The organism is Yersinia massiliensis CCUG 53443 (assembly GCF_000312485.1).
GTDB classification, from domain to species: domain Bacteria; phylum Pseudomonadota; class Gammaproteobacteria; order Enterobacterales; family Enterobacteriaceae; genus Yersinia; species Yersinia massiliensis.
Window position 1 is genome coordinate 451559 of sequence record NZ_HE997643.1, and the last position, 13166, is coordinate 464724.

Sequence of the window (13166 nt, forward strand, 5' to 3'; positions counted from 1 at the left end):
TTAAAGCTCCTCACTGCGGTGGGACAGCAGATTGGCAAATGAACCGATAGACTGGCTTAAGCTCGAATAATCACCTTGTTGAATTAACAGGCCATTATCCATTACCCAGATTTGATCATACCCCCGGGTATCTTCCAACTGATGCGTGACCAGCAGTGTTGTCTGTCTGCGAGAGGCATCCTCCAGCGCTTTCATCACTAACTGCTCACTGTGGGCATCAAGGCTGGCTGTTGGTTCATCCAACAGTAGCAAACGACATGGATTGAGTAATGCGCGGGCAACTGCAACGCGCTGAGCTTGCCCAACGGAAAGGCGTGCTGAGTGATCGCCGACTTCTGTATTGAGCCCTTGCGGCAAGTCATTGATAAACTCGCTGATATAGGCGCGTTCGATAGCTTGCTGCAATTGTTTGTCGTCAGCATCAGGCTGGTCTAGCAGGATATTGGCTATCAGAGTTTGTTCAGGCAGATGCGGGTTTTGCCCTACCCAGCTTAATTGATCGCGCCAAGCTGGCGGTGCGAGGTCACGTAACTCAATCCCGTTAACTTTCAACGAGCCGCGATAAGGTAAAAAACCGAGCAGCAAATTGAGTAAGGAGCTTTTGCCTGCGCCACTCAGACCGACAATGGCGACACGTTTGCCAGCAGGCAGTGAAAATGAAAGTGGTCCCGCTAGACGGTTGCCATTGGGGGCTAAAATTTCTAATTCATCGGCATCAAGGGTAATCGCTTCTACACCAGTTAAGACTTTATCGCCCTGACCGATAGACTCGCTCTCGCTGCTCAAAAAAGTCACCAGTGACTCAGCGGCACCTACTGCTTGCGCTTTAGCATGGTAAAACGTCCCTAAGTCGCGTAAAGGCTGGAAAAACTCAGGTGCCAGAATCAACACTAAGAACCCAGCAAACAAGGTTACGCCAAGGCCATAGCTACCAAAGTTCAGTTCACCTAAATAAGAAAAGCCAAAATAGACTGCAACGACGGCAATAGAAATAGCAGCAAAAAACTCTAATACCGCGGAGGAGAGAAACGCCATCCGCAAAACTTCCATGGTACGACGACGGAAATCTTCTGAGGAGTCGCGGATTTGGTCTGTTTCTGCTTTAGCACGATTAAACAGCCGAAGAGTGTCGAGTCCTCGTAAACGATCGAGGAAATTGCCACTTAAGCGCGCGAGCGCGACAAAATTTCGCCGATTAGCATCAGCAGCGCCCATTCCGACTAGCGCCATGAATAATGGGATGAGTGGCGCGGTGACAAATAAGATTAAACCTGCCGCCCAGTTGATAGGGAAGACAGCGATCAATATCAGTACGGGAATCAATACTGCCAGATACATTTGCGGTAGATAACGGGAATAGTAATCCTGCATATCCTCAATTTGTTCCAGAATAATGGTCGCCCAACTTCCAGCGGGTTTACCTTTCACCCATGCTGGGCCCAACTGTTCTAATCGATCTAATACTACTTTGCGTATCTGCTGACGCACTTTCATGCCGCAGATAAAACCAACGCGCTCACGTAACCAACTGATCACGGCACGTAAGGCGAAAGTGCCCGCGAGCAGCCCAAAATCGGTGGTCAGCAACGCACGCGGTAACTTATCGATAATCAGAGATTGCAGCAAGGTGGCGAGTAACCATGCTTGAGCAATGATCAGTAACCCGCTGAGGAGGCCAAGTAACATGGACAGGCGGAGCCAACGTTGCGCCGGAGCGCTTTGTTTTTTCAGCCAACGAATCAACTCATACTGTCGTGTTTTATTCATCAGGCAATTTGTCTGCGCAAATATACCCAAAAGGCTCAGATATGCAGGGAGATGGATGACGCTATTTCACGCCATATCAAGATAGGGTGTGAATGTGGTCTACCTACAATACTGATGACTCTGGGCTTATAAAGATCTAAAGTTTGTCACCATTGGCGGTGGCAAACTGGCGAGGGGCAATCTTACCTCGTGATGCATTGAGGCGAAACTATAATGCTTGTGATAGTTACCGCATTAGTAGATTTCTATAATTTGCTGTTTTTCATTGGGGTGCTAAATGTACAAAATAGAAACGGGTAGCTCACGTATCGCCAGCTACCCGTATGTATTCAGTAAGACAGTAATCTAAGATGTAATATCAATAAACGCTATTTATCGTTTACTAACCCATCAAGATAGCGTTCAGCATCCAGAGCCGCCATGCAGCCAGTGCCAGCAGAGGTGATGGCTTGGCGGTAAATATGATCCATAACATCACCTGCAGCGAACACACCTGGAATTGAGGTTTGCGTTGCATTGCCTTGGGTGCCGGACTGAACTTTTATGTAGCCATTTTCCAGTGCTAACTGGTCACCAAAAATGGCGGTATTAGGACTATGACCGATGGCAATAAAGACCCCCGCAACTGCAAGTTCTTCGGTTTCATTGCTTTGAGTTGATTTCAGGCGCACGCCAGTTACACCCATTTCATCGCCCAGTACTTCATCCAGCGTACGGTCAGTATGCAACACGATGTTACCGTTTTTCACTTTCTCCATCAGGCGATCAATCAGAATTTTTTCTGAACGGAAGCTATCACGGCGATGGATCAAATGGACTTCAGCAGCGATATTAGCCAGATACAGTGCTTCTTCAACGGCAGTATTACCGCCACCGACGACGGCCACTTTTTGATTGCGGTAGAAGAAACCGTCACAAGTTGCGCAGGCAGAAACCCCTTTGCCTTTGAACGCTTCTTCAGATTCCATCCCCAAATAGCGGGCAGATGCGCCAGTTGCGATAATTAACGCATCGCAAGTGTATTCATCGCTATCACCAAATAGGCGGAAGGGGCGATTTTTTAAATCAACACTGTTGATATGATCGAACAGAATTTCTGTCTGGAATTTTTCAGCATGTTCATGCATCCGGTCCATCAGTGCTGGGCCGGTGAGTCCTTCGGGATCGCCGGGCCAGTTTTCGACGTCGGTCGTAGTGGTTAACTGACCACCTTTTTCCATTCCGGTAATCAATACAGGTTTTAGGTTAGCGCGTGCTGCATAAACTGCTGCGGTATAACCTGCAGGGCCAGAACCCAGAATAATCAATTTGCTATGTTTAGCCGTGCTCATGAATACCTCTTTCCCACAATGGCGGACAATGTTAGCGATTGTAGGGAAAATTGTGCATGAAAAAAAGCAGACAAAAATGTTGATAGCGATTTGTTTGATAGGCAATGCCTATTTAATAGACTAAATGTATTGAGAATCGGCAGTTAGCTGATGAGAAAAATAAGTTTGGCGACAAATTGGACCAAAATAGATTTCTACGTTATGGCAAAAATAGCCTGAAAAAGCGTTGACCCCATAAAGAATGTGGCTTGTGAGCCAATATCCATTAAAAAAGTCATTATAGATAGAGGGTGATTTGCACCATTTTATAGCAAATAAGCGGTGAAAAAATAGCTAAGTGAAGGGGGCTGAGATTTTAATTCTGGCACGTTCTACTGATTTAACTTCTTTTACTTTGACAATCGGCTGCGCATTTGCGAAAACATCATAGGAAGAAGAAATTATCTGCGCGCCATAATTTCAGTTTTGGTGTCACTGACATCAAGCGAAAACCCTGGAATGTTTTCGATTAATACTGGATGGCATGTGGAGTCAGTTATCGAATAACCGTAGGGGGGATGTATCTGCGGTTGTTTGTGATGTGTTATCTCTTCCTCAACGCTAATAATCATCGAGTACCTCGCATACAGTTGGACAGACAGGGTGTGAGTTAACAACGTGTTGATATATTTGCATAAAACAGGCTGCGGGTCGTGGTTTGTAGCAAGCTCTAAAGCTCCTAACATTTAGGGTATGCCGCAAACTCAAGGAAATTAAGAGAGACTATAAGATGATAGATAATAAAAAACGGCCGGGGAAAGAGCTTGATCGTATTGATCGTAACATCCTGAATGAATTACAAAAGGATGGGCGAATCTCTAACGTAGAGCTTTCAAAACGAGTAGGATTGTCACCAACACCATGTTTAGAGCGAGTTCGCCGTTTAGAGCGTCAGGGCTTCATCCATGGATATACCGCACTGCTTAATCCACAGTATTTGGATGCATCATTGCTGGTTATTGTTGAGATTACTCTGAATCGTGGTGCTCCGGATGTGTTTGAGCAATTTAATGCTGCTGTAAAAAATCTTGAGGAAATTCAAGAGTGTCACTTGGTGTCAGGCGATTTCGACTATTTGTTGAAAACCCGTGTACCTGATATGTCCGCTTACCGTACCTTACTCGGTGAGACCTTGCTTCGCCTGCCGGGCGTGAACGATACCCGTACCTATGTGGTCATGGAAGAAGTGAAGCAGAGTAACCGCCTTGTGATTAAAACGCGGTAAACAGGCAGGTGCAAAACCTGAGTAATTTGGTTACACTCCTGTTTATTCATACAGTTTCAACGCCGGGAGGGTTCTCGGCGTTGTTACTCATACTAGTTAACAGGAACCTGGAGAGCCTTTCTTGAGCCAGGAATATACAGAAGACAAAGAAGTTACTCTGAAAAAGCTAAGCAGCGGGCGTCGTTTGCTTGAGGCTGTTTTGATTGTGGTAACCCTTCTTGCAGCCTACTTAATGGCAGCGCTGCTGAGTTTTAATCCTTCGGATCCCAGTTGGTCCCAAACTGCTTGGCACGAACCTATCCACAATCTTGGTGGGGGTATAGGTGCGTGGATGGCCGATACGCTGTTCTTTACCTTTGGTGTTTTGGCTTATGCAATCCCAGTCATTATGGTGATGTTGTGCTGGGCAGCATTTCGTCAGCGCGATGCCAGCGAGCACGTTGATTACTTTGCGCTTTCATTACGCCTGATTGGCACATTAGCCCTAATTTTAACGTCATGCGGTTTGGCTGCGCTCAATGTTGATGATCTCTATTACTTCGCTTCGGGTGGGGTGATTGGTAGCTTATTTAGTAATGCCATGTTGCCGTGGTTTAATGGTGTAGGAGCAACACTGACGCTGCTTTGTATTTGGGCTGTTGGCTTGACGCTCTTTACCGGTTGGTCATGGTTGGTCATCGCCGAAAAAATTGGTGGTGTGGTCTTAGGTTCACTGGCATTTATGACTAATCGTTCTCGCCGCGAAGAGCGCTACGACGATGAAGATGACAGCGACCATGTAGATGATGCCAAGACTGCCGAGCAAGAAAAAAGCTCAGTAGCGAACAAAGCCGCGGCGGCAGGCGCTGTAACAGCTAGTGCGCTAGCGGCAAATTCAGCCTACGCCGATGCGGATGATGTCCTTTTTTCAGCACGTTCTGTGACTGATGAACCATTACCGTTAACTGAAAATGACGATGAATATGATCCTTTACTGAGTTCGCTACGTGCTACAGAAAATGATGACTCATCTGCGTTAGTGGCGGCTCCCGCACAGGTCGCTACTCCCCCGGTTCTGAGTCCTGAGGATGCTAGTCATAATGATACTGTGCATACCCTTGCCTTAAACTCCTTGACTACTAACAGTCTGGTTTCATCACCTGATAATGTCTCCGAGGCACCACCGCTGTATTCATTTGAAATACCGGAAGAAGCATCTGTTCCAGCCCAGCATCGCAATTTATCACCCGTTGAACGCCACGAGCCTCAGATGGGGTCATGGGAAACACCAGCAGAACAGACCCGTCATTCGCCATTTGATTTTTCAACCGCGCAGCGTCATAGCGATCAGGTAGAAAACTTACCTTCTATGAATCCTGGGGTAGGAGCTGGTTTTGAGGGCCTCACTGCTGCGGGTGTGGCCGCGGGAATGGCATCGCCATCTAGCCCAATTTCGGCGGATGGAGTGGTTGGAGCAAGTGCGGTAGCCGCGACATTTATGCCAGCATTTACGGCAACCAGCGATAGCAGCTCGCAAGTTAAGCAAGGGATTGGTCCAGAATTGCCGCGGCCGAATCCTGTGCGTATTCCAACGCGACGTGAATTGGCCTCTTACGGCATTAAGCTGCCTTCGCAGCGTATCGCTGAACAGGAACAACGTGAGCAGCATGAAGAAGAAACGCAAAACGCCCAGGTAAATGTAACGTCATTTGATCCTCAAAGTGAGTCAGAGGATGCTGCTGCGCTGCAACAGGCAATATTACGTCAAGCCTTTGCTGACCAACAATCAGCTCGCTATGGGCAGCCTGATGTTGCTGGCGTAAATATTTTCTCCGCGCCAGAGCCTGAAGATGAACAAGCTCTGCAAGAGGCAGCATTACGACAAGCATTTGCTGCACAACAGCAACAACGTTATAGCAACGCGCAAAGTGAAGATGCTGCTCATCATGAAAATCACTTTTATAGTCGTGAAAATGAGAGTGGCGAAAATAGTGCAGTTGAACGAGCTCAGCCTGTCGATACCCACAGCGCTTTCACTTTCTCGCCAATAGCTGATTTAGTTGATGAAAGCCCGCGTGAGCCACTATTCACGCTTTCTGCGCAGAGTGAGTCCGTAGCTGAAAATAGCACTTTTGTATCAGAACACTCAGAGCAAGAGCCGCCACATCAACATGCATCTGGCTATCAAGCGCATTCAGAGCCAGCAGCACCGGCTCAATCTGCTTATTCTCCAGCTAATGCACACTCTGCATACACACCGCCAGCGGCGGCACCGACTTATACCGCACCAGTACCACCGTTGGTTGCCCAACCCACTACGCCGGTGCAATCAATACCACCAAGCCAATCTGCTCCTTCTGTCGAACCGACGCCAGCGATGGACAGCTTGATTCACCCGTTCTTGATGCGAAATGACCAGCCTTTGGTCAAACCGACGACACCATTACCGACGCTAGACCTGCTTTCTTCACCGCCAGCGGAAGAGGAACCGGTTGATATGTTTGCATTAGAGCAAACAGCGCGGTTGGTTGAAGCGCGTTTAGGTGATTATCGTGTGAAAGCTGAGGTGGTTGGTATTTCTCCAGGTCCGGTCATTACTCGTTTCGAGCTGGATCTGGCTCCGGGCGTTAAAGCTTCGCGTATTTCGAATCTTTCCCGTGATTTGGCCCGCTCACTCTCTGCTATCGCCGTGCGTGTTGTGGAGGTGATTCCCGGTAAACCTTATGTTGGGCTTGAACTGCCAAACAAACACCGTCAAACGGTCTACCTGAGAGAAGTGCTTGATTGTGCTAAATTCCGTGATAATCCTTCACCTTTGGCTATCGTGCTCGGTAAAGACATCGCAGGGCAACCGGTGGTGGCTGATTTAGGCAAAATGCCTCACTTGCTGGTAGCAGGTACGACCGGCTCGGGTAAGTCAGTTGGGGTGAATGCAATGATCCTCAGCATCTTGTATAAAGCGACACCAGATGAAGTGCGCTTTATCATGATTGACCCGAAAATGCTTGAGTTATCGGTCTATGAAGGCATTCCGCATTTGTTAACCGGTGTTGTCACTGACATGAAGGATGCTGCGAATGCATTACGTTGGTGTGTCGGTGAGATGGAACGGCGCTATAAGCTAATGTCTGCTTTAGGTGTCCGTAATCTTGCGGGCTACAACGAGCGCGTAGCGCAAGCTGAAGCGATGGGGCGGCCGATTCCAGATCCATTCTGGAAGCCATCCGATAGTATGGACATCTCACCGCCAATGTTGGTGAAACTGCCTTATATCGTGGTGATGGTGGACGAGTTCGCTGACCTGATGATGACCGTGGGAAAAAAAGTTGAAGAGCTGATTGCCCGTCTGGCACAGAAAGCGCGTGCTGCCGGTATCCACCTTGTTCTGGCTACCCAACGTCCGTCAGTTGATGTGATAACCGGTTTGATTAAGGCTAACATCCCTACACGTATCGCCTTTACGGTTTCCAGTAAAATTGACTCCCGAACCATCCTGGATCAGGGGGGCGCTGAATCGCTGTTGGGGATGGGGGATATGCTGTATATGGCACCGAACTCTTCAATTCCTGTGCGTGTGCATGGTGCCTTTGTCCGTGATCAGGAAGTACATGCTGTGGTAAATGATTGGAAAGCCCGTGGTCGTCCTCAGTACATTGAGAGTATTATCAGTGGTGGAGATGAGGGTGAAGGCGGCAGCCTTGGGTTGGACAGTGATGAAGAGCTGGATCCACTGTTCGATCAGGCGGTCAGCTTTGTGCTGGAGAAACGCCGTGCGTCTATCTCTGGCGTTCAGCGCCAATTCCGAATCGGTTATAATCGTGCTGCTCGTATTATTGAGCAAATGGAAGCTCAGCAAATTGTGAGTACGCCGGGCCATAACGGCAATCGTGAAGTTTTGGCTCCGCCACCTCATGAATAATCGCTTGTTCTGAAGCAGTTAACATAGACAGGGCCGCATTGCGGCCCTTATGCAAAAAAGCGTGACCCCATATTTATCAGTGAATTTTATAAGGTATTTAGAATAATGAAAAAACTGCTTGTTGCTTGCTGTCTGTTATCTGGCTTGATTTCAACGTCAGTTTTGGCAGATGCCAGCTCTGACTTGCAAGGTCGCCTAAGTAAGGTGAATAGTTTCCATGCTAACTTCTCGCAGAAAGTCACCACCGCTGATGGTGCGGCAGTGCAGGAAGGTGAAGGTGAACTGTGGGTTAAACGGCCCAATCTTTTTAACTGGCATATGACTTCACCAGATGAGAGTGTCCTGATTTCCGATGGTGAGACATTGTGGTTCTACAATCCATTTGTTGAGCAGGCGACGGCAACTTGGTTAAAAAATGCGACTGGCAATACCCCGTTCATGCTGATTACGCGCAACAATCCAGATGATTGGAAGCAATACAATGTGAAGCAAAAAGGCGACGATTTCGAGCTGACGCCAAAAAGTGCAAGCGGTAATCTGAAGCAATTTGCGATTACTGTGACACCAACAGGTACGATCAAAAGCTTTACTGCGGTTGAGCAGGATGGGCAGCGCAGTGCCTATACGCTTAAAGGGCAACAGAATAGCTCAGCGGATGCCAGCAAATTTAAATTTACCCTACCTAAAGGTGTGACGCTGGACGACCAGCGGCAGTGAGGTTTGTGTGAGTAATATGTCCCTCGATTTCTCCCAAAATGAGTTTCAACCACTGGCCGCGCGGATGCGGCCTTTGACGTTGGATCAATATATTGGTCAGCAGCATCTGCTGGCTCCGGGTAAACCGCTACCGCGGGCAATCGTTGCCGGGCAGTTACACTCCATGATCCTCTGGGGGCCACCGGGAACCGGCAAAACCACCTTAGCAGAAGTGATTGGCCGTTATGGTCAAGCAGACGTTGAGCGTATTTCTGCGGTGACTTCTGGCATAAAAGAGATCCGCGAAGCTATCGAACGGGCTCGACAAAATAGGGACGCAGGGCGGCGCACGATACTATTTGTGGATGAAGTTCATCGTTTCAATAAAAGTCAGCAGGATGCATTTTTACCCCATATTGAAGATGGCACAATCACCTTTATCGGTGCTACCACTGAAAACCCTTCGTTTGAACTAAATTCAGCTTTGCTCTCCCGTGCGCGCGTCTATTTGCTGAAGTCGCTTACGGCTGCTGATATCGAAAAAGTGATTGATCAAGCGATGTCAGATAGTCAACGTGGCTATGGTGGGCAGAACATCAAGTTACTCGATGAAACCCGCCGGATGATGTCTGAACTGGTGGGCGGAGATGCTCGCCGCGCCTTGAACAGCCTAGAAATGATGGCAGATATGGCCGAAATTGATGCCAATGGGGTACGTGTATTAACCCCTGATTTGCTCAAAGAAGTTTCTGGTGAACGGAGTGCTCGCTTTGATAATAAAGGTGATCGTTATTACGATTTGATTTCGGCAGTACATAAATCTATTCGTGGCTCAGCTCCTGATGCTGCCTTGTATTGGTATGCACGGATTATCACTGCGGGTGGTGATCCGCTGTACGTTGCACGGCGCTTGCTGGCCATTGCGTCAGAAGATGTTGGGAACGCAGATCCACGGGCCATGCAAGTTGCTATCTCCGCATGGGATTGTTTTACCCGTGTCGGCCCAGCAGAAGGTGAGCGAGCAATTGCTCAAGCGATTGTGTATCTGGCCTGCGCACCGAAAAGTAACGCAGTTTACACCGCGTTTAAAGCCGCGATGCAGGATGCGCGTGACAAACCTGACTTTGATGTGCCAGAACATCTGCGCAATGCACCGACCAAATTGATGAAAGAAATGGGGTTGGGTGCGGAGTACCGCTACGCGCATGATGAACAGCATGCCTACGCCGCAGGTGAGAACTATTTCCCGCCTGAAATGGCCGCTACCCGCTACTATTCTCCATCGTCCCGAGGCTTGGAAGGGAAAATCGGTGAAAAGCTGGCATGGTTGGCTGAGCAGGATCAAAATAGCCCGATAAAACGCTACCGCTAGCCTTGCCGTTGCGGTAAGGTTAGCGCTATAACTGCTTGGTAAGTGGCTGTTTACACCACTTTAACCGCTTACAGCGTTAAATTCGCTTTCACTAACCATTTATGCCCGATATTCATATATGAGGGTATATCCATAACTACAAGCACAGGACTAGCATGCTCGATCCCAATATGCTGCGCAATGAGCTAGACGCAGTCGCCGAAAGACTGGCTCGCAGAGGTTTTAAACTTGATGTTGAGATGTTGCGCCAACAAGAAGAGCGCCGCAAAGTTTTACAGGTTGAAACAGAAAGTCTGCAAGCAGAACGTAACGCCCGATCGAAATTGATTGGTGCGGCCAAGGCGCGTGGCGAAGATATCGAACCATTGCGTTTAGAAGTCAATGTGCTGGGTGAAAAACTGGATGCCGCTAAGGTCGAACTGGATAAGTTGCAAAACGAAATCCGTGACTTGGCTTTGTCAATTCCAAACCTGCCAGATGATTCTGTGCCCGTTGGCAAAGATGAAAATGACAACCTTGAAGTCAGCCGTTGGGGTGAACCACGTAAGTATGACTTTGAGGTGAGAGATCACGTTTCCTTGGGTGAAATGGCCGGTGGCCTTGATTTCGCTGCTGCGGTGAAACTGACGGGTGCGCGTTTTGTGGTGATGAAAGGGCAAATTGCTCGCATGCACCGTGCGCTGTCTCAGTTTATGCTGGACTTGCATACCGAGAAACATGGCTATCAAGAAGCTTACGTTCCTTATTTGGTCAACCATGCCACGTTGTATGGTACTGGTCAGTTGCCAAAATTTGGCGAGGACTTGTTCCACACCAAACCACTGGAAGAAGAATCAGATAGCAGCAACTATGCTTTGATTCCTACGGCTGAAGTCCCGCTGACTAACTTAATTCGTGATGAGATTCTGGAAGAAGAATCCTTGCCATTGAAAATGACCGCGCATACGCCATGCTTCCGTTCAGAAGCGGGTTCTTATGGTCGTGATACTCGTGGCTTAATTCGTATGCATCAATTCGATAAAGTCGAGATGGTGCAGATAACACGCCCTGAAGATTCAATGGCGGCACTGGAAGAGTTGACCGGCCATGCAGAGAAAGTGCTGCAGTTACTGGAATTACCGTACCGTAAAGTGCTGCTCTGTACCGGGGATATGGGCTTTGGTTCCAGCAAGACTTACGATCTGGAAGTATGGTTACCGGCACAAGATACCTACCGTGAAATCTCTTCATGCTCAAACTGTTGGGACTTCCAAGCGCGCCGTATGCAAGCACGTTGCCGTAATAAAACAGATAGAAAGACCCGTTTGGTGCATACATTGAATGGTTCTGGTCTGGCTGTTGGCCGTACCTTAGTGGCGGTATTGGAAAACTACCAACAGGCTGATGGCCGTATCCAAGTACCGGAAGTCTTGCGCCCATATATGGGTGGTCTTGAGTTTATCGGTTAATAGGGACGAGTGAGTAAAAAGTGGCTGATTGAAAATTACTGCTTCTATCATTTATTCGTTATAAAGCGCCCTCGGGCGCTTTTTCTTTTTCAGAATACGGCTTCGAGCCCCGTTCGCTTATCGTCGGGCAAACCAGCATATTGTGCTATTCCCATCAGAGCGGTAATTGACTTTTTTATCACCAGTGGCATGATGCGCTCACTCTCATCGTTTCGACGGTTTTTCTTTAATCATGTCCGCATATTCTCGCCCGGTGCTACTTTTGCTCTGTGGGCTTTTGTTGTTTACGATTTCTATCGCGGTTTTAAATACATTGGTTCCTTTGTGGTTATCCCATCAACAGTTGCCGACTTGGCAAGTGGGGATGGTTAGCTCATCCTATTTTACGGGGAACTTAGTTGGAACACTGGTTGCTGGGCGCTTAATTCAAGGATTAGGATTTAATCGCAGTTATCACTATTCCTGCATTTTATTTGCTCTAGCGACCTGTGGCCTCATGCTATCAGTCGATTTTTGGAGCTGGTTGGGGTGGCGCTTCTTCGCTGGCGTAGCTTGTGCACTGATTTGGGTGATTGTCGAAAGCGCTTTACTACGTAGCGGCACGTTAACCAACCGCGGGCAACTGTTGGCCGCTTATATGATGGTTTACTATTTGGGAACCGTGACTGGGCAATTGTTGCTGGGTGTGGTGTCGACAAAACTGCTCAATGTTATTCCGTGGGTCAGTGCATTAGTCATTACTGCGATGTTGCCGCTCTTGTTTGCTCATTTCTCACATCAGGAGGGGAGTGAATCCTCTCACGTCGCTATTTGGCCGATGCTAAAGCGCCGTAGCGCACGTTTGGGCATCAATGGTTGCATTATCTCAGGTGTCCTATTAGGTTCGCTCTATGGGCTGCTGCCGTTGTATTTATCCCATCAAGGAATGAGCGATGCCAGTGTAGGATGGTGGATGGCTTTACTGGTAAGTTCTGGGATTATCGGTCAATGGCCGATTGGTAAAATGGCAGACCGTTATGGCCGTTTATTGGTGCTGCGGATTCAGGTGTTTGTGGTGATCTTGGGGAGTGTTGCCATCCTGGGTCATTACGCCTTGGCGCCGGCGTTATTTATTCTAGGATGCGCGGGTTTTACTCTTTATCCAGTCGCGATGGCGTGGGCGTGCGAAAAAGCCAGTGCTGACGAATTAGTAGCGATGAATCAGGCGCTTTTGATGAGTTATACCATCGGTAGTCTGACCGGCCCGACCATGACTTCATTGCTGATGCAGCGTTACTCAGACAATTTATTGTTCATCATGATTGCTGGCGTCGCGTTGGTGTATTTGATGATGTTGTTGCGTAAGCCAGATCAGCAGCAAACACCTTTTGCCGCGATTTAACGGCTAAAA

8 protein-coding genes are annotated in these 13166 nt (G+C 48.2%); 6 read left to right on the forward strand and 2 right to left on the reverse strand.

The genetic code is table 11. The features are described from left to right. The gene (gene cydD / locus BN68_RS02070; protein WP_019209488.1) at positions 1-1767 is read right to left on the reverse strand and encodes a heme ABC transporter permease/ATP-binding protein CydD; all 1767 of its coding nucleotides are present in this window, start codon (positions 1765-1767) and stop codon (positions 1-3) included. Between the two features lie 368 nt (positions 1768-2135). Continuing rightward, positions 2136-3098: a thioredoxin-disulfide reductase gene (gene trxB, locus BN68_RS02075; RefSeq protein WP_019209489.1), complete on the reverse strand. Its 963-nt coding sequence runs from the start codon at positions 3096-3098 to the stop codon at positions 2136-2138. A 769-nt stretch (positions 3099-3867) separates the two neighbouring features. Between trxB and lrp the strand changes: the two genes are divergently transcribed. The 6 genes from lrp to BN68_RS02105 all read left to right on the forward strand — a co-directional run bounded on the left by lrp (position 3868) and on the right by BN68_RS02105 (position 13157). Continuing rightward, on the forward strand, positions 3868-4362 hold the full coding sequence (gene lrp, locus BN68_RS02080; RefSeq protein WP_002211340.1) for a leucine-responsive transcriptional regulator Lrp: 495 nt from the start codon (positions 3868-3870) through the stop codon (positions 4360-4362). A gap of 121 nt (positions 4363-4483) precedes the next feature. Next, the gene (locus tag BN68_RS02085; RefSeq protein ID WP_019209490.1) at positions 4484-8260 is read left to right on the forward strand and encodes a DNA translocase FtsK 4TM domain-containing protein; all 3777 of its coding nucleotides are present in this window, start codon (positions 4484-4486) and stop codon (positions 8258-8260) included. A 105-nt stretch (positions 8261-8365) separates the two neighbouring features. Further along, positions 8366-8977 carry an outer membrane lipoprotein chaperone LolA gene (gene lolA, locus BN68_RS02090; RefSeq protein ID WP_019209491.1) on the forward strand — a complete coding sequence of 204 codons (612 nt, stop codon included), beginning with the start codon at positions 8366-8368 and terminating at the stop codon, positions 8975-8977. Positions 8978-8984: 7 nt separating this feature from the next. Continuing rightward, positions 8985-10328 carry a replication-associated recombination protein A gene (locus BN68_RS02095; protein WP_042806365.1) on the forward strand — a complete coding sequence of 448 codons (1344 nt, stop codon included), beginning with the start codon at positions 8985-8987 and terminating at the stop codon, positions 10326-10328. Between the two features lie 155 nt (positions 10329-10483). Next, on the forward strand, positions 10484-11776 hold the full coding sequence (serS, locus tag BN68_RS02100; RefSeq protein ID WP_019209493.1) for a serine--tRNA ligase: 1293 nt from the start codon (positions 10484-10486) through the stop codon (positions 11774-11776). Positions 11777-12008: 232 nt separating this feature from the next. Continuing rightward, positions 12009-13157, forward strand: a complete 1149-nt coding sequence (locus tag BN68_RS02105; protein WP_019209495.1) for an MFS transporter — start codon at positions 12009-12011, stop codon at positions 13155-13157. Positions 13158-13166 lie beyond the last annotated feature (9 nt).